Here is a 23,278-nt window from a genome sequence, read left to right as displayed (position 1 = left end):
TTTTTCTATTTATTTATGTTGTATGGTGAATGAATGAGTGCAATACCTGAATTTTTTGTCAAATTCATCATATCCCGTTTCTTTTAATAGCATATTATGCCCTCTTCAGTTGATTGGCGTCACAAAAACAATATCCTAGTTAATTAATAACCAAAAACTATGCGATAAAAAACCGCACTTTCGTTGCCAAAAGTGCGGTTGAATTTTAAGGTATTTTTATATTAATGAGCCGGTTTCGTTTCGTCTTCTTCAAAAACCGGTAATGGTTTGTGTTCCGTTGCCACATAACTATAAATAACCGGAAGAACAAACAAGGTGAAGATAGTGCCGATAGATAAACCAGCTACGATCACAATCCCAATACTAAAGCGTGATACTGCCCCTGCTCCTGTTGCATAAAGCAATGGAATCAACCCTGCCACCATGGCGGCTGTCGTCATTAAAATTGGACGTAAACGCACTTTAGCGGCGGCGGTGATCGCATCAATACGGTTTTTACCGTGCAATAATTGCTCTTCTTTCGCCACTTCACACATCAAAATACCGTGTTTGGTAATCAAGCCCACCAAGGTAATTAAGCCCACTTGTGAGTAAATATTCAAGGTTGTGCCTGAAATACCAAAGAAAGACAAGAAGTTCAGTGTCAATAATGCCCCACTCACGGCCAATGGCACAGAGATCATGATCACAAGCGGATCACGTACTGATTCAAATTGAATCGCTAATACCAAGAAGATGATAATGACCGCCAACGCAAAGGTCACCACCAACGCATTCCCTTCTTGCACTAACTGACGGGATTCCGAACGGAAATCGTAAGTATAGCCTTGTGGCAAGGTGGTATCCGCCTGCTGTTGTAGCCATGCCACAGCATCCCCTGTTGAGGTTCCCGGCATAGGTACGGCTTGAATGGTCGCTGCATTTAACTGGCTAAAACGTGGTAAAGAAGTCGGCTGGGTTTCCAATTCCATACTAATCAAGCTGCTTAATGGCACAGATTCACCATTACTTGCCGTGAGGTAGTAATTTTTAAAGCTTTCCGGCGAGAGGCGATCATCACGTTTAACCTGTGAGATCACTTTATAAGCCCGTCCGTCAATATCCACACGGGTAATAGTAGCACCGGAAAGGAAGCTTCCTAAGGTATTACTAATTTGCTGCATCGTAATGCCATAGGTACCGGCTTTTTCTTTATCCACTGAAATCGTCATTTGCGCGGTGTCGTATTTCAAATCAAGATTGGTATAAACAAACTTGCCTGATGCCCGCATCGCTTCTAAAAACTTCTCAGCCGTATTGGCTAGCGCGTTATAATCCTGTGCCGTTTTCAACACGATAGCAACCGGAGGGCCTTGTTCCCCTGTATCAATTTCAGGGAAGTTAAAGGCAGAGACCGAGACTTCAGGAATGGATTTTGCCTTGGTATTCAACTCGTTCATAATTTCCGGTTGTTTGCGTGAACGGTCTTTCCAATCCTTTAATGTCACAATATTAAGAGATTGATTAGAACTTGGTGCACCCGCAATACTCATACCAAACCACACTTCCGGGGTATCCATAACGGTTTTCATATAAGGTTGCATCGCATCTTGGATATAATCCACGTTCACATTAGAAGGTGCAGAACCAATGGCGATAAATGCCCCTTTGTCCTCATTAGGTGTTAGTTCACTGGAAAGTGAGTTAAAAAGGAACGGCAGTATCGCAAAAATTGCCACCGCAAACGCCACCATGGCTTTGCGATTTTGCATCACAATATCCAACATATAGTTATACACATTATTCATTTTAGATAAGGTGTGCTCAACTTTACGTTCCATCCAAGTTGGCTCGGCATTAGATTTCAGCAATTTACTGGTCATCATCGGCGAAAGGGTTAACGCCACAATACCGGAAATAAAGACCGAGCCAGCCAAGGTGAGGGCAAACTCTTTAAATAATGTACCTGTAATACCGCCCATCAATGCCATTGGCGAGTAAACCGCAATCAAGGAAATGGTCATGGAAATCACGGGTAAGGCAATTTCACGCGTACCAATAATCGCAGCTCGGAATGGGGTTTCCCCTTCTTTAATGTGACGGTCAACGTTTTCCAATACTACAATCGCATCGTCCACCACCAAACCAATGGCAAGAATCAACGCCAATAATGTCATCAAGTTAATTGAGAAATCTAAACTTTGTAACATCATTAGCACCCCGATCAAGGAAATCGGAATGGTGATAACCGGAATGATAATGGCACGCAGTGAACCGATAAACATCAAAATCACTACTAATACGATAACGGTCGCTTCAACAATCGTTTTAACCACTTCATTGATGGAACTGTTAATCGCAATGGTACGGTCGTAAAGAATATCCGATTCCATACTGTCCGGAAGCTGTTTTTTAATGCTGTCATAAAGCGGACGGATTTTTTCCGCCACCGTCAACGGGTTGGCAGAAGAAGTTGGATTGATCCCCAATACTACCGATTCGCCACCGTTTGCGGTCGCCCGTGAATTATCACTTTCTTTATTAAGTTCAACGGTGGCAATATCACGCAAACGCACTAAATCATCGCCATTAGAAGCCACAATCAAATTGCCTAACTGCTCGACAGATTTTGTGGTGGTTTCCACCTTATTACGATAACTCACATAATAACCGTTATCACTCCCTGCTGCTGTTTGAATGTTATTGGCAGAGAGTGCCGACATTACCTGTGAAGCAGAAAGATTTTGTCCCGCCATTTTTTGCGGATCGAGCCAAATACGCATCGCATATTCTGCCGCACCAAAGATTTGGACTTCCGCCACCCCTTCAATGGTAAAGAACTGAGGCTTGACGACCCGGTTAATATAGTCCGTCACTTGGCTTGAATCTAACTTGTTAGAGCGGAAACTAATATACATAATCCCCGTTCCCCCTGATGAGGAAGCCACTGTGGGATCTTCAATACCGCTTGGCAATTCCGAACGCACCGCATTTACTTTTGCTAATACATCCGCCAATGCCCCTGCCGGGTCTGTATTTAATTTCATTTTAACGGTGATCGTAGAAGAGCTTGGCGCACTTGATGAAGACATATAGTCAATATTATCAGCCTGAGCAATAGACTCTTCCAATTTAGAGGTCACGAAAGCTTGGATCAGATTCGCATCAGCCCCCGGATAAGCAGTGGTTACGGTAATCACCGTGGTTGTCATTTTAGGATATTCACGCACTGCTAATTTCGACACTGCCTGCAAACCTAAAATAATGATAAGCAAACTAATCGAAATCGCTAAAACAGGGCGACGAATAAAGATATCAGTAAATTTCATTCGTATTTCCTAGCCTATTAAAGATTGGTTTTCTTCGCAGGTTCCGTTCCACCAACGATATCTTTCTTAATCCATTCAACAAGGCTGCCATTACCAATACCTTGTTGACCACCGGTAATAATTTTATCCCCGACTTTGACTTCATCGCCTTGTAACTGGGAGTAAATACCTTGACGGTCTTTAGTAAATACCGTGATTTGTTTTGCACGATAGAGGCTGTCTAATTTCGGGTTATCGGCAAATTTTGCTTTATCTTCATCTGATAAAGGCTCAAGTAAATAAGAAATTTCACCGTACATGTTATAGCTGACCGCAACTTGTGGCACCACGATTTGATTGGTTTCTGTCGGTAAAGCAATACGCAAACGAGAGAACATACCGGAAAGCAATTTCGCCCCATCTTCAGGATCAAAGGTTGCTTGAACATCTACTAACCCTGTTGATGAATTAATTGCCGGTTCAATTGCCGTAATGCGGGCAGAGAAGGTTTCGCCTTGGCGGGCATCGGTGGTTGCCGTTACACGTTGGCCAAGATGCAATCTATCCAACTCATTTTGTGAAATGGCAAAATCAATTTTCATCGAACTGGTGTCTTCGACACGAACAATTTCCGTACCGATATTCACATATTGACCGACATTGACTTTGACAATACCCGCTTTACCATCAAATGGCGCCACAATTTGACGACGTTCAATGGTCGCTTTTAAGGATTCGATATTCGCCACTTGCGCATCATAAGCCGATTTCGCATTATCGACTTCTTGGCGGGAAACCGCACTGCTTGATAATAAATTGGCATAACGTTGATAGGTTTGACGCAATGCAGGAAGCTGAGCTTGCGCAGCTTGAAGGCTTGCACGTTCCACCGAACTGTCAAGTTCGACCAATAAATCACCTTTTTTAACAAGCTGTCCGTTTTGCACCAACACCTTCGATACCGTTCCGGCATTTTGCGCACTCAGCATCGCCCCTTGGTTTGGGCGCACAAGCCCAGTGGTATTGATCACCGGTGTCCACTCACTTGCCTTCACTTCCACGGCTGTCACCGGGCTTGAAGCCTCCAGCATATTGGCAATGGCCTTACCGATCATAATGCCCCGTAGCACATTAAAACCGATAACACCGGCAAAAATTAAAACAAACACTACTAAAATAATTTTCATAAAGAAAACATGTGAGCGTTTCGGTCGGGTTGTTTGAGTTTGACTCATTTGTTTAAAACTCCGTAATACAAAAAATAATGCTTATTTCTGAATTGCCCGCCAAGAGCGTTCAATCACAGATTCTAAAATTTCATGAGTGAGTTCCACATTTAAAAACTGAATATCCGATGCCATCGTCATTGATGTTTTTAAACTCAGTTGGAAAAGCACATCATCAGGTAGATCAGCTAATTCGTCCGCTGCTTTCGCCTGCAAACAAAAACGATCCCAACAACTATTGTCAATTTCCCGACAAAGGTCGGCAAAGTTGGGTAAAGATTGATATTGATTCAAGTTCGATAAAACCGTGGGATTTTCTTGTAAAAACAGCCAGATATTCCACCACATTCTTCGATACTGTTGAAAAAAGGATTCCGATTCGTCAAAATCCTTCTCTAGTGCTGCGACAAAGAGCGCAAACACACGCCGAGCAAATTGTTCTAACAATTCATCTTTATCTTTAAAATAAAGATAAATCGTTCCGACTGCAATCTTGGCTTCTTTTGCCAATTTTTGCATCGAAAGTTGGTTCAAACCTTCTTTTGCCATTAGGCAATCTACTGCTATAAAAATTTGCTCGGCAAGATCTAACTTAGCGTGCCGCATATATAAAAAGTCTTAGGTTTAAAAATAAAAAGGGAACATTTAAGCCCCAGAATGAACGAGCGTTCATTTTAGAGATTTTTCATTTTTTAGCAAGTTAAAAACACAAAAAAGTGCGGTCATTTTTCACCGCACTTCTCTTTATCACAATTAGACCGAGTATCCCTCGATTACACCACAATCTACATCCCGATAATCACACAACCTGCCACAGATTTTGCTTTATCCTGTGCCTGAGAAGCCGCATCTCGACTTGCAAAGGGGCCAACACGAACCCGATTCCATTCACCATTGACCATCACTTGCGCATTAATACCGGACATCACTAAACGACCCTGTAAATTTTCTGCTTGAGCCCGGTTTTTAAAAGCGCCACATTGCAAACCAAAGCGTTTCCCCTCACCGGATCCCGCGGTTGCAGCCGGTTTGCTTTCCTCTGTTTTGGTTTCTGCTTTTTTCGCCGTCTCCACCTTCACCGGTTCAGGCTTTTTCACAGGTTCTGTTTTCTTCGTGGTTTCCGGTTGTTTTTTCACTTCTTGTTTCGGCGTCTCTGCCTTTGCCGTTATGGCTTGTTGTTGGGCTTTTTCAGCCTCTTCTGCTTTACGTTTTTCTGCTAATTTACGCGCTTCCTCCGCAGCTTTTTGTTCTTTTTCCATTTGAATTAAGACTTGGCGCTGCTCTTCCGTTAAACGCATATTTTTTTCGACACTCGAAGGCTTATCATCCACTGGAACCGTGCGGGTTTCCAACGCTTTAATATAGCTCCACACCTCTTCCGGTCGATTTGGTAACACACTTTTGGGTGGTGTTTTTTCAGGCTGTTTTACCTCTGAAACAACAGGGGCAGGGGTTTTGGTTTTTAAAAAATAAAGCCCAATCCCAAAAGCAAGCAATACGCCTAATGCGATGCCTATCAATACATTTTTATTTGTTGCCTTTTTTTTCTTATTTGAACCACGGCGGGCTGCAAAATCTCGATGTGCCACGATAAATCCTAAACGTTAATGATGTTTAACTCTGCTGAAAATTTGCCAAGTTTACTGAAAAATATGGAGATTTTCTAGCTAAAATCCTGAGGATCCACATCTAAAATTAACCGCACTTGGCTATTTTTTTCTAAATCTGCCTGTTGATACGCCAGCAATACCTTTTGTAGCGCTAGGCGGGAGGGGTGTTGTAAAAGCAATTGCCAACGAAATTGTCCGGCTTTTTTGCTCAAAGGGGCAGGCATTGGCCCTAAAATTTGTAATCCCTCAATGGTTTTGGCTTGAAAAAAATCCGCAATCTTAATTAAACATTCCTCCGCCAGTTCACTAAAACGGGCCTGTGCTTTAAATAACGCTTGAAAACTAAAAGGCGGTAATCCCATTTTGTGACGCAAACCTAAGGTTTCTTGTGCAAATGCCGAATAGCCTTCTGCCAATAAGGTGGTAAGTAACGGGTGATCCGGATAATGGGTTTGCAACACCACTTCCCCTTGTTTCTCAGCCCTACCGGAACGGCCTGCGACTTGAACATAAAGCTGTGCCAAACGTTCTTCTGCACGAAAATCCAAGGAAAATAGCGCACTATCAACATTAACTAAAGCTACCAAGGTTACATTCGGAAAATGATGCCCTTTTGCCAACATTTGCGTACCAATTAAAATTTGGCTTTTTCCTTGTTGAATGTTCTCTAAATAATCTTCTAATGCCCCTTTTCGAGATGTGCTGTCTCGGTCTATACGCGCCACCGAATAAGCAGGAAATTGTGCTTTCAGGGTTTCTTCCAACTGCTCCGTACCAAGCCCTGTCGTCACTAAATGGGTTGAACCACAATCGCCACACTGACGTGGTATCGCTTTTTGCGAACCACAGTGATGACAACGTAATACCCGTTGATGTTGATGATAGGTATAAGGTTTTTCGCAATGAGGACATTGTGCAATCCAACCACATTCGTGGCAAAGCAAAACCGGGGCAAATCCCCGACGGTTGAGAAATAATAAAACCTGATTGCCTTTTTCAAGGTGATGCTTCATTCGTGTTAATAAAGGTTGCGATAAACCGTTTTGTACCGATTGATTTTTCAAATCAATAACAAACTGACGAAGTGCCGTTGCATTACCCGCTCTTTTTGACAAAACCAAATGTTTATATTTACCGTTTTGTACATTATTAATGCTTTCTAAACTTGGCGTTGCCGAGCCCATTAATACAGGAATATTCAGTTTTTGAGCCAGCACAATTGCCAGATCACGGGCATGATAACGCCAGCCGTCTTGTTGTTTGAAAGAACTATCCTGCTCTTCATCCAAAATAATCGCACCCAAATTGGCAAATTGAGTGAATAATGCCGATCTTGTCCCTATCACCACCGCACTTTGCCCTGTTTTTGCCCGATTCCACACATTAAGTCGTTGGGTATCATTCAAATGGGAATGAAGCACATCTATTTCCACATTAAAACGGGCTTTAAAACGTTGAACGGTTTGCGGGGTTAAGCCAATTTCCGGCACCAATACCAACACCTGCTTGCCGGATTTCAATATTTCTTCAATATATTGCAAATAAATTTCTGTTTTGCCTGAGCCTGTTACCCCTTCCAGTAACCACACATTGAATTCACGTTGAAACATCAATTGACTAAAGGCTAAGGCTTGCTGTTTGTTTAAAGTCAGACGGTTATCGACATTCACTAAGGGTTTATCACCCAAAACACTTTGCCAGCTTTTTATTTCCTCCGGCACGACGATCTCTTGGATAAAATGTTTAGCTTTTAATGCCGACCAAACAGAAGAGCTCACCTCGCCCTCGCCTTTTTCCCAATCCTTTTCAAACAAATATTGCAAGACTTCCGCTTGTTTTTTCGAACGTTTGAGTTCATCACGCCACAGGGCATGTTTTCCCTCCTCCGTGATACGCCAAAAAGTGCGGTCATTTTTCACCACATTTTCACCGTTACGCAATTTCACCGGCAACGCCTGAAACAGCACTTCGCCCAATGCGGCTTGATAATAATTCGCCGCCCACTGTAACCATTGCCAACTCACCGGGGAAAATAGGGATAGCGAATCCAACGGTGCAATAATTTCCTTTAATTTTTCCTTCGGTATCGTTGTCGTTTCCGACAATTGCACAACAATCGCCACTTTTTTTTGCCGACCAAAAGGCACAACCACACGGGCTCCCACCTCCAAAGAAATGTCATCGGGCAGCCAATAATCAAACAAACGGGGAAGCGGCACAGGCAGTGCGACACGGACAATTTTCATAATCACCTTCAGGAAAAAATTTGGCGTATTATACGGGAAAAGATAAGGATTTCGTGTATAATCGCCGACAATTTTACACATTCATTTTGTAATCAAAAACTTATGATATCAACCTTTGCCGACCAAAAACGTAAAACCATAGAAACCGCTGAATTTACCGAAGATGGGCGCTATAAACGCAAAGTACGCAGTTTTGTGTTACGCACGGGGCGCTTAAGCGAATTTCAAAAAACCATGATGAATACGCATTGGGGAGAATTAGGTTTAGATTATCAAAACACGCCTTTTGATTTTGCCCGTGTTTATGGTAATGCCAATCCGGTGATTTTAGAAATCGGTTTCGGTATGGGGCAATCTCTTGTGGATATGGCCTATGCCAACCCGGATAAGAATTATCTTGGGATCGAAGTACATACGCCGGGTGTGGGTGCCTGTATTGCCTACGCCGTGGAAAAAGGGATAAAAAATCTTCGCGTGATTTGCCACGATGCCACGGAAATTTTACGAGACAGCATCGCAGATAATACCTTAGGCGGGTTACAACTTTTTTTCCCCGACCCTTGGCATAAAGCAAAACACCATAAACGCCGTATTGTTCAACCGCACTTTGTCGAAAACGTAGTAAAAAAACTGAAAGACAATGGCTTTATTCATATGGCAACAGATTGGGGAAATTATGCCGAACAAATGCTTGAAGTACTCAGTGCCAATCCTCATTTGACCAACACCTCAGAAAACGCAGACTATATCCCGCGTCCTGATTTCCGCCCCTTAACGAAATTTGAGGCGCGTGGCCATCGTTTAGGTCATGGCGTATGGGATTTATTCTTTACGAAAAAATCAGTTTGATTTTATAACGGCATCTGTGAAAGACGGATGCGCCATTAAATTTCTCACAACCCTCTAAATAGGAGAACCTCAAAATGTCTAAATCTTACAATCAACGCCAGCGTAAAAAACTTCATCTTGCCGAGTTCCAAGAATTAGGCTTTTTGGTGAATTTCCAATTTGCTGAAGGCACTTCAATTGATACGGTAGATGAAGTTGTTGACCGTTTTATCACCGAAGTGATCCAACCAAACGGGTTGGCTTATGAAGGCAGCGGCTATTTACACTGGGAAGGATTGGTGTGCTTGGAAAAAATCGGTAAATGCGATGAAAGCCACCGTGAAACCGTAAAAAAATGGCTTGAAAGCAACGGCTTACAACAAATCGAAATCAGTGAATTATTTGATATTTGGTGGGATTACCCTGCTTCAAAAGCCTAAGTTTTTTAACGAAAAACAGCATAAAACGGTCACACCTTTTATGCTGTTTTTAATTAACGGTATGAGACCGTAAAATTAATAAAAAAAACGACCGCACTTTACATCAGGTTTCATTTATCCCCTAAGGCTTGCCCCAATACCTGACTTATTCTTATGAGAGGGGAAAAAAGACAAATTCCCGACATTGAAAGGTCACACTTACGGTTGCGTTTAAAGGTAAATCCGCACTGTCATAAACAATAAGATGAATACCGTTAATCGCAATTTGATAGCGATAGTATTGACCTAAAAAAAGTTTCTCAACAACACGCCCCTCACCTGCCTCATCTAATTTGAGCAGAATTTGTTCCGGTCGAAGTAACCATTCATACCGCCCAATGGCATAATCCATTTCAGGAAAAAGATGATAAGTCCCAATCGGACTTTTAAGATGTTGTCCCCCTTGAATTTCACACTCAAGATAATTGGTGCTGCCGAGAAAATCTGCCACAAAGTGATTAATTGGCGTGTGATAAAGCTGAGTCGGTGTGCCGATTTGCACAATTTTTCCTTGATCCATCACCGCAATTTTATCGGCAAAAGCAAAAGCTTCTTCTTTGCTGTGTGTCACAAAAATAGCCGCCACTTTTTGATTTTTTAAAATCTGTTTAATTTCCTGAATCATCGCATAACGTGTTTGGCTATCGATGTTGGAAAAGGGCTCATCTAATAAAAGTAACGCCGGTTTACAAGCTAAAGATCTCGCAATAGCGACCCGCTGCTGTTGCCCACCTGAGAGTTCATGGGGAAAACGTTGTTCAAAGCCTGCCAATTTCACAACATTCAGCATTTGTTGGGTTATGATTTGCTGTTCATGTTTCGTCAATTGACCCAACCCAAATTGGATATTTTCTGCGACGGTTAAATGGGGAAAGAGGGCATAATCTTGAAAAATCAAGCCGATTTTACGTTGCTCCACCGGAATAGGGTTCATCACCTTTCCTGCAAGTTTTACCCAACCTTGTGAACTTGGAATTAACCCGGCAATGGCTTTAAGTAGCGTTGTCTTACCACAGCCGCTTGCACCGAGTAAACAAACAATCTCATTTTCTTCAACATCAAGATCAAGAGATTTTAAAATCAGGTTTTGTTCAAACCTGCAGCTTAATTGCTGCACTTCAAGTAATTTCATTTAACGCTCTTTTTGTGATTGAGAAATCAGCGAGCGAGTGAGCCAAATCACAGGGATTAAGCCAACCAGCACCAAGATAATTGCCGGCATTGCTGCCCGCTCTAGCTGTTCATCCGAAGTAAAAGTGAAAACATAGGTCGCCAGCGTATCAAAATTGAAAGGACGAAGTAGTAATGAAGCATTCAGCTCTTTCATACTTTCAATAAAAACCATTAACGCTGCCGTGATCATTCCCTTAGAAATGAGTGGAATATGAATCTGCTTAAACATAGTTACCCCACTTTTTCCCATAGTTCGGCTTGCCATATCTAATGTCGGGGAAACATTTTCCAAACAGGCACCAAGACTTCCAATTGCCATCGCTAAAAAACGAATGGTATAAGCCAACACTAAAGCAAAGATCGAGCCGGAAAAAATAAGCCCAATGGGTTTTAATGCCAAGCTTTTGAGCAAACCATGCAGTTGATGATCCGCAAAAGTCAACGGAGCAAGCAAGCCAATTGCCAACACCGTCCCGGGAATAGCATAACCAAAACTCGATAAGGAAAGGGAAAGTCGGGTCATTTTGCCAAAAAATGGGCTATTTGAAGATAACCGGTGGGCAAAATGTAACAACAGGGCGACACATACCGTTGTGACTGCCGCAATCGAGGAGACCTTTAAACTATTGAGGGCAAATTGAATAAAATCCCAATTCCAAGATTGTTCAAAATAATCTATCGACCAGAAAATCAATCGGCCGAATGGAATAAAAAATGCGATAGCCAATAGCCCCCAGCACCATGCAAATGCCAAACCGCCACGCCAGCCGGTTAATGTTTTAGCTTGTGTTTTTTTCTCATAACCCCGTTGATAGCTTTTCTGTTTACGGCGACTATATTGTTCTAGGCTGATAAAAAGAAAAATCATCAGCAACATAAAAATTGAGATACGGCTTGCCGTGCCAAGATCGTGAAAACTCAGCCACGAATCGTAGATGGCGGTGGTTAATGTAGGCAACGCAAAATAAGCAACAGTGCCAAAATCGCCTAGGGTTTCCATGGCAACCAATGCCATTCCCACGGCAATAGCAGGGCGAATAAGCGGAAAAGTAACACGGCGAAAAATTTGCAAAGGCGTAGCACCTAGCATTTTTGCACTCTGCTGCAAATTTTCCGATTGCTCTAAAAATGCCACACGCACAAGGAGAAAAATATAAGGATACAACACTAAGGCAAGGACAAAACAGGCGCCATAAAGCGTTCTAATTTGAGGAAACCAATAGTCTTGCGGGGTTTGCCAGCCAAACATATGGCGCAATAAGGATTGAAAAGCACCCGAATAATCAAGTAAATCCGTATAAAGATAAGCGATTAAATAAGCCGGCATCGCAAGGGGTAGGCAAAGTAACCACTGTAATGAACGCTGTCCCCAAAACTGAAAATTAGCCACCAACCATGCCGAAGGGAGAGCGAAAAATAACGCCAAGGCGACAGTGCCTATGACCAATAATACGGAATTAATCACATAGCGACCCAGCATCGTGTTCCAAAGATGAATCAGATTATCCGTCTCACCCTCTAAGGCATGGTAGGCAATGGCGAGCAAGGGTAATAGAATAAAAAGTGCGGTCAAAATCGCAAATAATTTCCAAGCTAGATGACGGGTCATTTAAAGGGGTTTCCCATACAAATTCGTGATTTAGCAATCCGAAACAAATATTATTAGCGCAAAAAGAAGATTGATTAAGAATAAATCATTTTAGGCAGTAAAACGAGCCTTAACAAATTTTTAGAAAATCTCATTTTGTTAAAAGCCCGTTTTATTTTAATCAAGAAAGCTTAATCATTAAAATTCATCAAATTTGACTTCATCGACTAATTTTAACGCTTTCTCATAATTTTTGGCGATGGTTTCTAATTTTAAGCTATCCGGAGTGAATGTCCCCCAGCCTTTTACTAAGTCGGAAGGCTCAACACCTGCTTTAACCGGGTATTCGTGGTTAAGCTGTGCATAAAGTTTTTGGGCTTTTTCACCACTTAAATACTCCACAAGTTTTATCGCATTTTCTTTATTTGGTGCATATTTTGCCAATGCGACACCACTGATATTGACATGTGTGCCATATTTTCCGGCCGGGAAGTTGATCACGGCAGCTTCAGCCCAAGCTTTTTGTTTTTCATCGTCTAACATTTTACCGTAGTAATAGCTGTTACCGAGTGAATAATCACAAATTCCTTCTTTAATCGCTTTCACTTGGTCACGGTCGCCACCTTGCGGTTTCTGGGCAAGATTTGCTTTTAAACCTTCTAAGAAAGCCTTGGTTTTCGCTTCACCATAATGTTCAATCATAGAAGCAAAGAGCGAAACGTTATAGGCATTTTTACCTGAGCGCACGCAAACTTTGCCTTTAAATTCCGGTTTGGCTAAATCTAAATAATCAAAACCCGCCGGTAATTTTCCTACCCGATCTTTAGAGGAATAAATCGCTCTAGCACGGGTGGTTAAACCATACCATTTGCCCTCAGAATCACGATATTGCGCCGGAATATTTTCATCTAAGATCTTAGAGGTGAAAGGTTGTGCCAAACCTTCATTAACAATTTGCATGACACGGGAAATATCCACGGTTAATAACACATCTGCCGGACTTAATTCACCTTCTTGTTTGACACGTTCCACCAAACCTTTGTCAGCAAAAATCACATTGACTTTAATGCCCGTTTCTTTTTCAAAGTCTTTAAGCATCGGTTCAATAAGATAAGGTTGACGATAAGAGTAAACATTCACTTCATTGGCTGCCAATGCTGAAGCAGAAAGCAGTGCAGAAAGAGAAAGTGCAAAGGTGGTCAATTTTTTCATGGGGTTTCCTCCGTAAGAAAGGGGTGATTGTGTGTTAATAATGTGGGGATTCTAAAAGGTTATCCCACTCCCGTCAATAATAATTATTCTCATTTTAATGTTGAGGTGGTATCAATCCTCTGTCATTCTTCCCTTTATGAAAAAAATAAGCGGCGCTATTTCGCCGCTTATTCATCAATCATACAAAGGAATTATGCCGGATAAACCGGAAGACGTTTACAAATGGCTAAGACTTTCTCTTTCGTTGCCTCAATCACCTGCGCTTCGTTTTCTTTACCAAGCGCATCTAAAATATCACACATCCAACCTGCTAAATCACGGCAATCTTGTTCATTAAAACCACGACGGGTAACAGCAGGGGTTCCCACTCGAATACCGGAAGTCACAAAAGGTTTTTGCGGATCATTTGGCACAGAGTTTTTATTCACGGTAATATTGGCTTTACCTAATGCCGCATCAGCGGCTTTACCGGTTAAGCCCTGTTTGATAAAACTCACCAAGAACAGGTGGTTTTCCGTACCATTTGAGACCACATCATAACCACGTTGTTTAAACACCTCGACCATCGCTTTTGCATTTTTCAATACATTGGCTTGATAGACCTTATATTGCGGTTCTAGGGCTTCTTTAAAACATACCGCTTTTGCTGCAATAATATGGACTAATGGGCCGCCTTGGTTTGCCGGGAATACGGAAGATTGTAATTTTTTATAGATTTCTTCATCACCACAAGAAGAAAGAATTAACCCACCACGAGGTCCACCTAAGGTTTTATGGGTGGTTGTGGTGACAACATGGGCATGAGGTAACGGGTTTGGATAAAGACCTGCTGCAATTAACCCTGCAACATGAGCCATATCCACAAACAAATAGGCCCCGACTTCATCGGCAATTTCACGCATTTTCGCCCAATCCACCACTTGAGAATAGGCGGAGAAACCGGCAACAATCATTTTTGGTTTTGCTTCCAATGCTTTTTGACGCACATCTTCATAATCAATTAAACCGTCTGCGGTAATACCATAAAGCACCGAATTATAAATTTTACCGGAGAAGCTCACTTTTGCACCATGTGTTAAATGTCCACCATGTGCCAAGTCCATACCGAGGATGGTATCACCTGCATTAATTAATGCCCCATACACTGCAGCATTGGCTTGCGAGCCGGAGTGAGGTTGCACATTAACATAATCTGCCCCAAATAATTCTTTGGCACGATCAATGGCAAGTTGTTCCACAATATCGGCATACTCACAACCACCATAATAACGTTTGCCCGGATAGCCTTCTGCATATTTATTAGTGAATTGACAGCCCTGTGCTTCCATCACTCGCGGACTGGCATAGTTTTCAGAGGCAATTAATTCAATATGCTCTTCTTGACGGCGATTTTCATCTAAAATCGCCTGCCATAATACCGGATCATAGTCAGCGATATTCATATTTTTAGTAAACATGGTGTTCTCCTGTTATGTGATTTGCGATCTATAGTGTAACCGCTTATTGATTTAAATTTAATTAAAATTTCATTCATATTTTTCATTATGATGATGAATATTCATCATTTTATCCAATCAGTGGACATAGGTCTCTTTACCATCCGATTCAATCTTAAGATAACCCGCATCGCCACTGAGAATATTGCCATTTACCACACCTTCCAAACAATTGCCTATTTGATAATCGTATCCCATCGTATTGATCAATAAACTAGATAATTGATAATGGAATGTACGCTGACAAGAAGAAAAAACCGTTGAGGTGGTTTTTTGTATATCTTTATTTGGACTATACACTACTAAAGGAACAATATAGCTGTCTTGGTCTAACGTACCTTGTTTATAAGTATCACTTTTAACATATTGCCCATGATCTGAAGTATAGACAATCAGCCAATCATCAGAATTTCGTGCAGAAAGATGCTGATATACGACCGAAATAAAACGATCCGTATTTAAAATCGTATTATCATAATTATCTATTGCCTGAATTTGCCCAAAGACTTTCTCTTTTTCATCGAGCAAAGCGCCATAAGGAATATGGCTTCCACGATGATGTAACACAATAAAATGATTCCCCTCCTCTAAATTAATCTTTTTAAATTCAGGTAATAATTTATTATCCGGCATGGATTCTCGGAGGGAATAGCCCTCATTATCCGGAAATCTCATTTTATCAACCCAAGCACCGCCTAAGAAATTCATCATATGCATATCATCACGGGCTTGTGCCGAATAAAAATAGGTATTAAACCCCTGCGTTTTGGCTAAATTAAATAAATTCGTATCCCCTTTTGCAATTTGTTGCATTCCATTTGGATAGGGAATTGCATTGAAAAACATCGGTAATGAAATGGCAGTCAACATCCCGCCGGAATAAGCTTCTTTCATCACGACACCGGTTTCATTCTTAAAACGGGCTAAAAACGGTGAGGTCTCTCTTTCATACCCAAAAGCACTAAAATGACTGGCGGTGGCACTTTCTCCCATAATCAAAATAATATTTCTTACTTTAGGTAAGGCTTGAGTTTTGTTAGGTCTGTTTTGATGATAGAGCGGAACATCGGATAAAGAGAAAAGTTCATAGGGCAAAATGCGGCCAATAAAATAACCAACGGAGAAATAATTCGATTTTAATCGAGAATAAACCGTATTAGGGGAAATAAATCTTTCGTGAGATTTTGTGGTATAGGCACGAACAAAAACATACATCATTAAAATATAAAAGACAGCATCAAATACCCAAGAGAATTTATATCGCTTTCTTTTAATAAAATTTAAACTCAAAAATACGGCAACTTCGAACAAGCCGAATAATAATGGATAAATAAATCGATCAACCATCGTTATGCCGGCTTGCGTAATTTCTTTCACCTCTTTAAAGGCGAGTGAATAACTGACAGGGCCAATCCAAGACTGATATAAGGCATAATGCACATTATTGACTAAAACACTTATTGCAAACAGTGTCGCCACCAATATTCGGGTTATTCGATACTTGGAATAAACAAACAAGACCACGAATAAACAAACGAAAAGATAGCTTTCAGCATAGCGTTCTATGCTTGGAATATGAAAGATCTTACGATAAAGGATTTCTAGAATAAGCAGTAGCGCCGAATAACATAATGCTATGATCAATTGTTTCATAAAATAGTCTAAATCATAAAAATTGGGGCAATATTCTCGTTTATTGTTAGCGGTAGATAAATCACAAGAGAATGATTATCTACCGGATAAGCTTAGTGATTTTTCTGTTCACGTTGTACCGCACGGTAACCAATATCACGGCGATAAAAACGCCCATTCCATTGGATTTGTTCGGCAAGTTTCAGTGCTTTTTGTTGCGCTTCAAATACGCTATCACCTAAAGCCGTCACACATAACACACGGCCGCCATTGGTTAGCAATTTCCCTTCTTTCGCTTCCACTCCGGCTAAGAAAACTTTTTCATTTTCAACCGCACTTTGTGGCAGACCGATGATTTCATCACCTTTGCGGTAATCCCCCGGATAACCTTCAGCCGCAAGCACAATACCCAGTGATGCCTTAGGGTTCCATTGGGATTGCATTTCATCTAACTTGCCTTCACAGGCCTTAAGACAAAGTTCCACTAAATCGGATTCTAAACGCAACATAATCGGTTGGGTTTCCGGATCACCAAAACGGCAGTTAAACTCAATCACTTTCGGCTGACCGTTTGGCATAATCATTAACCCGGCATATAAAAACCCGGTGTACACATTGCCTTCAGCCGCCATACCGTTAACTGTTGGATAGATTACCTCTTTCATAATACGATCGTGAATTTCCGGGGTGACAACAGGTGCTGGTGAATAAGCCCCCATTCCTCCGGTGTTCAACCCTGTATCATTTTCTCCCACCCGTTTATGATCTTGACTAGTTGCCATCGGCTCAACATTTTTGCCATCCACCATCACGATAAAACTGGTCTCTTCACCGTCCAAAAACTCTTCAATCACCACACGGCTACCCGCTTGCCCAAAAGCATTGCCTGATAACATATCACGCACCGCCTCTTCTGCTTCCTGCAAAGTCATCGCCACGATAACCCCTTTTCCTGCTGCCAAACCATCGGCTTTCACCACAATGGGGGCGCCTTTTTCACGCAAATACGCCAATGCCGGTTCGACTTCAGTAAAATTTTGATATTCCGCTGTAGGAATATTGTGACGGGCTAAAAAATCTTTAGTAAAAGCTTTCGAGCCCTCTAATTGTGCAGCCGCTTGGGTTGGTCCAAAAATTTTTAATCCTGCTGCACGGAACGCATCCACCACTCCGATAACAAGCGGCGCTTCAGGCCCTACAATGGTCAAGTCGATTTGATTATCTTGGGCAAATTGAACCAGTGCTGAAATATCGGTAACCGCAATATTCACATTTTCAATATTCTGTTCCAACGCTGTTCCTGCATTACCCGGTGCGACAAACACTTTCTTAGCCAATGGAGATTGTGCAACTTTCCAAGCTAGCGCATGTTCACGACCACCGTTTCCGATAATTAAAATATTCATAATGTGTCCTTGTGTATTGAAATTTTGAATTCCCCCTGGTTTAAATTCCCCCGCCCCTCTTTACAAAAGAGGGGGAGATAGTCAGTTACCTGCTGGGGCAAATCCCGATATGAATTAGTGTCTAAAATGCCGCATTCCGGTTAATACCATCACCATGCCATGTTCATCAGCCGCATCAATCACTTCCTGATCACGCATGGAACCGCCCGGGTGAATGACACACTGAATACCCACTTTTGCGGCGGCATCAATACCGTCACGGAATGGGAAGAAGGCATCAGATGCCATCACACAACCGGCGACTTCCAGCCCTTCATCTTGCGCCTTGATACCGGCAATTTTAGCGGAATAAACTCGGCTCATTTGCCCTGCGCCAATGCCAATGGTTTGGTTATTTTTGGCATAAACAATGGCATTGGATTTCACAAATTTCGCCACTTTCCAGCAGAATAATAAGTCTTTGAGTTCTTGTTCGGTAGGCTGACGTTTGCTCACTACTTTTAAATCGTCCAAGCCGACCATACCTAAATCCGCATCTTGTACCAATAAACCGCCGTTTACCCGTTTAAAATCTAAACGTTGAGTGCGATGTTGCCATTCACCACATTCCAGCAAACGAACATTTTTCTTACGCTTCACCACTTCAACGGCTTCTGCCGAAACTTTCGGCACAATAATCACTTCCACAAACTGGCGTTCCACAATTTCTGTGGCAGTTTTTTCGTCTAATTCACGGTTAAAGGCGATAATTCCGCCAAAAGCGGAGGTAGGGTCGGTTTGATAGGCTCGATTATAGGCTTCTAAAATATCTTTACCTAATGCCACGCCGCAAGGGTTGGCATGCTTGACGATTACACATGCCGGTTCGTCAAATTCTTTCACACATTCAAGGGCGGCATCGGTATCTGCAATATTATTGTAAGAAAGGGCTTTGCCTTGTAATTGTGTTGCGGTTGCCACACTGGCTTCTTTGACATTGAGATCCACATAGAAAGCGGCGTTTTGGTGGGCATTTTCACCATATCGCATGGTTTGTTTACGTACAAAATTTAGGTTTAAAGTCCGTGGAAATTGACCGCACTTCGCATCAATATCCTCTTCTGCAGCCACATAATAAGGCTTCACAAGCTGACCGAAATAATTGGCGATCATTGAATCGTACTGTGCGGTATGTTCAAAGGCTTTGATGGCAAGATCAAAACGAGTTTCCAAGGTCAGGGTGTTTTGATGTTGATCCATTTCGGCGAGAATAGCATTGAAATCTTGATTATTGACGACGATAGCAACATCTTTGTGATTTTTTGCCGCAGAACGCACCATTGTTGGGCCGCCAATATCAATATTTTCTACCGCCTCTTCCAAGGTGCAACCTGATTTTGCAACAGTTTGTGCAAAGGGATATAAATTAACCACCACCATATCAATGGCTTCTATACCATGTTGCTGCATAATCGCATCGTCTGTTCCACGGCGACCCAAGATCCCTCCATGAACCTTAGGATGTAAGGTTTTCACACGTCCGTCCATCATTTCAGGAAAGCCCGTGTAATCGGACACTTCTGTCACAGGCAAACCATTTTGTTCTAAAAGTTTTGCGGTACCACCTGTTGAGAGTAATTTTACACCACGTTGTACAAGCCCTTGGGCAAATTCTACAACACCGGTTTTATCTGAAACACTTAATAAAGCCTGACGAATAGGACGAGCTGTCATTACATTTTCCTTTCATAAAGAGGTTAAAAAAATAAGCGCGCAGATTATAACGCAAACGGTTGCGTAAATATAGAAAAGATTAAAGAAAATCCGTGGAAAGAAGTGCGGTCAAAACGGAAGATATTTTAAAGAAAAGCCCACATATCGTGGGCAAATTGGAGGTATAAAGAATAAAATCTATATTAGTTTTTCTTAAATTTATTGTCTAATGCCAATGCACCACTGCCGGCAAAAACAAAGTAGAAGAAAACAACAGAATAAAGTAATGCGAGTTCACCACCGTTTGCGAGTGGGAAAAATAATTCGCCTTTTGCCGCATGCATAAAGAAATAAGCGTATGCCATTTGACCGGATAAGATAAAAGCAGCAGGGCGGGTAAATAGGCCTAACAAGACTAAAACGCCCCCCACAATTTCAATGATGCCACCAACAATCATTAATGGATCGCCAACCGCACCATTGCCACCGGTCATCGAGATGGGAAATTCCCAAAATTTAGCCGTGCCATGTAAGATAAACATATAAGCCGCCACAATGCGTAATAACGCTAAAGCATAGGGACGAAATTTTTCAAGATTATTCATAAAGTTTCCTTATTTAAAGATGAATGAAAAGGTGCGCAGATCATAACGATTAGCGTTTTATCAAACAAGTAGCCAGTTTGAAAAAGACTTTTTCCTTTCAGTTAAAAATACGTTAATTTTCAATTTTATTTAGCCAATCTAAAAAGCGATCGGCTTCCATAAAACCGGTGATGCGGCTCCCTGAAATTTCATTACCTGAACGATCTAAAAATAAGATTGTCGGTAACCCTAACACCTGATAACGTTCCATGATGGCTTTATTTTCTGCGCTGTTTTTTGTCATATCCACTTGCAACACCAGCATATTTTCAAAGGCATTCTGTACATTTTTATCACTGAAAGTATAACGTTCAAATTCTTTACAAGCCACGCACCAATCCGCATATAAATCTAACAAAGCGATACGGTGAGGATTTTTCGCTAACAGCTCATCTAATTCTTGTAAATTTTGAATACGCTGAAATGGGGTATGAGAAATCACCGTATTTTTGACCGCACTTTGCTGATCTTGCCATACAAGCTGTTGCAAAGGCTGCACCGCCACCATGGCACAAAGCAATGAAAGCACTTTGACGCCATAACCCAAACCACGTTTAGGCATTTGCAAAGCAAACCAAAGGAAGAATGTCGTTGCCAATAATGCCCACAAACCACTCTCCCAGGTTTCAGGCAAAATACGGGAAAGCAAAAATACCGGTAGAGCAAGCATCACAAAACCAAAGGATTGTTTGACCGTATTCATCCACTCCCCTGATTTCGGCAAAATTTTATTACCGAATAATGTGATGAGCATAAGTGGAATGCCCATCCCCAGCGCCAACAAATAGAGGGTTATCCCACCGGTAAGCAGATCACCACTTTGTGCCACATAAAGCAATGCACCGGAAAGCGGGGCAGAAGTACAAGGTGAGGCGACAAGGCCTGCAATCATCCCCATTAAAAACACCCCACCGAACGCACCGGAAGTTTGTTTTTGGCTTAACGCATTGAGCTTAGTTTGCAAAGAAGCCGGTAATTGCAGCGTGAATACCCCAAACATGGATAATGCCAATAACGTAAACAACACAGAAAGCGCAATCATGACGTAAGGATGTTGTAATGCGATTTGAAATGGTAAACCTATTGCCGCAACAGTAAGCCCCAACAAGGTATAAGTGAGCGCCATTCCCTGCACATAGAGAAAACTAAGAAAAAACGCACGCAACGTATTCGGACGCTGTTGCTGACCGATAACAATGGAGGAAAGCAAAGGCAACATCGGTAAAACACAAGGTGTGAACGCTAATCCAATGCCGAGTAAGAAAAAGCCGAACACCGCATATTTACTGTGGAACAAACCTGCAGCTAAGCGGTCTTGTTCTGCCAAAAGTGCGGTAGGATTTATCGGTGTTTTTTCTTGCGCTGAAACAATAGGTAAGTCGCCCACTTTCAAGGTTTTGACTTCCGGTGGATAGCAAAATCCTTCTGTACATCCTTGATAGGAAAGCTCAATATTCTGATGCGCTTCAAAAGTTTCACCGGAGAAATAAGCCACGAAAGGTTGAGTGAAAACGGCAACACGCCCAAAATAAGGATCATCGTGTATTTCAGGGGAGAGATTAAAATTAACGGGAAGTTGTGCGATTGAGCCCTCCAGTTTTGCGGCGATTTTATCTTGATAGAGATAATATCCCTGTGCAATATCCCACTGAATTCGCAATTGTTTTTTATCAGAAGAAATTTGAGCTGAAAAAGGAAAGGCTTCATCAACCTTAAGAAAACCTGTGGACTTAAATAATCCCCCCCAGCTTGTTAATACCGTGAAAATGAGTATCAAAAAAAGAAGAAATTTTTTCATAGAAGAAATGATAAATTGGCGTGGGAAAATTCTAACACAAAGCCATTTGAAAGCCCAAAAGTATGATTTAGATCATAAAAATAAAAAGATCAGCAAAAATAACCGCACTTTCCCATTGTTACAACAATGTTACAAAGATAGAATAAGTCATTTTCTTAAATAACCAGAAAAGGGTGAAAATATGGCAACGCCACAAGTTCTTCTTGTTGAAGATGAAACCGTTACCCGAAATGCCTTAAAAGGTATTTTTGAAGCGGAAGGCTATTCCGTTCTTGAAGCGCAAGACGGAGCTGAAATGCATGAAATTTTAAAAAATAATACAGTAAATCTGGTTGTGATGGACATTAACCTGCCCGGAAAAAATGGACTTTTATTAGCGCGTGAATTACGTGAATATGCCAATTTACCTTTAATTTTTTTAACCGGACGCGATAACGAAGTCGATAAAATTTTAGGGTTGGAAATTGGTGCGGATGATTATCTTACCAAACCGTTCAATCCTCGTGAATTAACTATTCGTGCACGCAATTTGTTACACCGTGCAATGCCGCAATATGAAAAAGAAAACAATACTGAACGTGAGTTTTATCGTTTCAATGGTTGGACATTGGATTTAAACAGTCATAGTCTGATCACACCGGAGGGAGTCGAATCTAAACTTCCGCGTAGCGAGTTCCGTGCAATGTTACATTTTTGCGAAAATCCGGGGAAATTACAAACCCGTGAAGAATTGTTAAAAAAAATGACCGGGCGCCCACTAAAACCACAGGATCGGACCGTAGATGTCACAATTCGCCGCATCCGTAAACATTTTGAAGATCACCCGAATACACCTGAAATTATCGCCACAGTTCACGGTGAGGGTTATCGTTTCTGTGGTGAAATTGAATCGTAAAAACGATTTTTCCTTCCTTCTTTAAGGGTGAATCTAGTTCACCCTTAAGCCTAAGCCTCAAAAAAC

The 23,278-nt window shown here is 41.7% G+C and carries 17 protein-coding genes; 3 read left to right on the top strand and 14 right to left on the bottom strand.

The window, feature by feature from the left end:
- Positions 1-221 precede the first annotated feature (221 nt).
- The 5 genes from acrB to priA form a co-directional block, all read right to left on the bottom strand.
- Positions 222-3,308: a multidrug efflux RND transporter permease subunit AcrB gene (gene acrB / locus BKK52_RS04860; RefSeq protein WP_077420985.1), complete on the bottom strand. Its 3,087-nt coding sequence runs from the start codon at positions 3,306-3,308 to the stop codon at positions 222-224.
- Positions 3,309-3,325: 17 nt separating this feature from the next.
- On the bottom strand, positions 3,326-4,522 hold the full coding sequence (gene acrA / locus BKK52_RS04855; RefSeq protein WP_077474250.1) for a multidrug efflux RND transporter periplasmic adaptor subunit AcrA: 1,197 nt from the start codon (positions 4,520-4,522) through the stop codon (positions 3,326-3,328).
- A gap of 33 nt (positions 4,523-4,555) precedes the next feature.
- Entirely contained in the window at positions 4,556-5,119 is a 564-nt protein-coding gene (gene acrR / locus BKK52_RS04850; protein WP_077420986.1) for an efflux transporter AcrAB transcriptional repressor AcrR, read from the bottom strand.
- Positions 5,120-5,298: 179 nt separating this feature from the next.
- Positions 5,299-6,102, bottom strand: a complete 804-nt coding sequence (gene ftsN / locus BKK52_RS04845) for a cell division protein FtsN (RefSeq protein ID WP_077420987.1) — start codon at positions 6,100-6,102, stop codon at positions 5,299-5,301.
- A gap of 74 nt (positions 6,103-6,176) precedes the next feature.
- Positions 6,177-8,369: a primosomal protein N' gene (gene priA, locus BKK52_RS04840; RefSeq protein WP_077478076.1), complete on the bottom strand. Its 2,193-nt coding sequence runs from the start codon at positions 8,367-8,369 to the stop codon at positions 6,177-6,179.
- A gap of 102 nt (positions 8,370-8,471) precedes the next feature.
- Between priA and trmB the strand changes: the two genes are divergently transcribed.
- Positions 8,472-9,218, top strand: coding sequence for a tRNA (guanosine(46)-N7)-methyltransferase TrmB (gene trmB, locus BKK52_RS04835; protein WP_077420989.1), 747 nt, complete (start codon positions 8,472-8,474; stop codon positions 9,216-9,218).
- A gap of 74 nt (positions 9,219-9,292) precedes the next feature.
- Positions 9,293-9,637 carry a YggL family protein gene (locus BKK52_RS04830; protein WP_077420990.1) on the top strand — a complete coding sequence of 115 codons (345 nt, stop codon included), beginning with the start codon at positions 9,293-9,295 and terminating at the stop codon, positions 9,635-9,637.
- A gap of 151 nt (positions 9,638-9,788) precedes the next feature.
- Here BKK52_RS04830 and BKK52_RS04825 read toward each other — a convergent pair whose 3' ends face one another.
- The 9 genes from BKK52_RS04825 to BKK52_RS04785 all read right to left on the bottom strand — a co-directional run bounded on the left by BKK52_RS04825 (position 9,789) and on the right by BKK52_RS04785 (position 22,317).
- Entirely contained in the window at positions 9,789-10,808 is a 1,020-nt protein-coding gene (locus BKK52_RS04825; protein ID WP_077478074.1) for an ABC transporter ATP-binding protein, read from the bottom strand.
- Complete coding sequence (locus BKK52_RS04820; protein ID WP_077478072.1) at positions 10,809-12,458, bottom strand: ABC transporter permease; 1,650 nt, start codon at positions 12,456-12,458, stop codon at positions 10,809-10,811.
- 177 nt (positions 12,459-12,635) lie between these two features.
- Positions 12,636-13,649 carry a Fe(3+) ABC transporter substrate-binding protein gene (locus tag BKK52_RS04815; protein WP_077420993.1) on the bottom strand — a complete coding sequence of 338 codons (1,014 nt, stop codon included), beginning with the start codon at positions 13,647-13,649 and terminating at the stop codon, positions 12,636-12,638.
- Between the two features lie 191 nt (positions 13,650-13,840).
- Positions 13,841-15,106 (bottom strand): serine hydroxymethyltransferase, encoded by a 1,266-nt coding sequence (gene glyA, locus BKK52_RS04810; RefSeq protein ID WP_077420994.1) that lies wholly within the window; start codon positions 15,104-15,106, stop codon positions 13,841-13,843.
- A 117-nt stretch (positions 15,107-15,223) separates the two neighbouring features.
- Complete coding sequence (locus BKK52_RS04805) at positions 15,224-16,798, bottom strand: phosphoethanolamine transferase (RefSeq protein ID WP_077478070.1); 1,575 nt, start codon at positions 16,796-16,798, stop codon at positions 15,224-15,226.
- A 92-nt stretch (positions 16,799-16,890) separates the two neighbouring features.
- Complete coding sequence (gene purD / locus BKK52_RS04800; RefSeq protein WP_077478068.1) at positions 16,891-18,183, bottom strand: phosphoribosylamine--glycine ligase; 1,293 nt, start codon at positions 18,181-18,183, stop codon at positions 16,891-16,893.
- Positions 18,184-18,297: 114 nt separating this feature from the next.
- The gene (purH, locus tag BKK52_RS04795; protein ID WP_077478066.1) at positions 18,298-19,896 is read right to left on the bottom strand and encodes a bifunctional phosphoribosylaminoimidazolecarboxamide formyltransferase/IMP cyclohydrolase; all 1,599 of its coding nucleotides are present in this window, start codon (positions 19,894-19,896) and stop codon (positions 18,298-18,300) included.
- A gap of 182 nt (positions 19,897-20,078) precedes the next feature.
- Entirely contained in the window at positions 20,079-20,480 is a 402-nt protein-coding gene (locus BKK52_RS04790; RefSeq protein WP_077474254.1) for a DoxX family protein, read from the bottom strand.
- A 112-nt stretch (positions 20,481-20,592) separates the two neighbouring features.
- The gene (locus BKK52_RS04785) at positions 20,593-22,317 is read right to left on the bottom strand and encodes a protein-disulfide reductase DsbD (protein WP_077420998.1); all 1,725 of its coding nucleotides are present in this window, start codon (positions 22,315-22,317) and stop codon (positions 20,593-20,595) included.
- A 181-nt stretch (positions 22,318-22,498) separates the two neighbouring features.
- On the opposite strand from BKK52_RS04785, the gene arcA reads away from it, so the two are divergent.
- Positions 22,499-23,212 (top strand): two-component system response regulator ArcA, encoded by a 714-nt coding sequence (gene arcA, locus BKK52_RS04780; RefSeq protein ID WP_077420999.1) that lies wholly within the window; start codon positions 22,499-22,501, stop codon positions 23,210-23,212.
- The last annotated feature ends 66 nt before the right edge of the window (positions 23,213-23,278 follow it).

It is taken from the genome of Rodentibacter trehalosifermentans, from assembly GCF_002000545.1.
In the GTDB taxonomy this organism is placed as follows: domain Bacteria; phylum Pseudomonadota; class Gammaproteobacteria; order Enterobacterales; family Pasteurellaceae; genus Rodentibacter; species Rodentibacter trehalosifermentans.
This window is presented reverse-complemented; position numbering and strand designations above follow the sequence as displayed.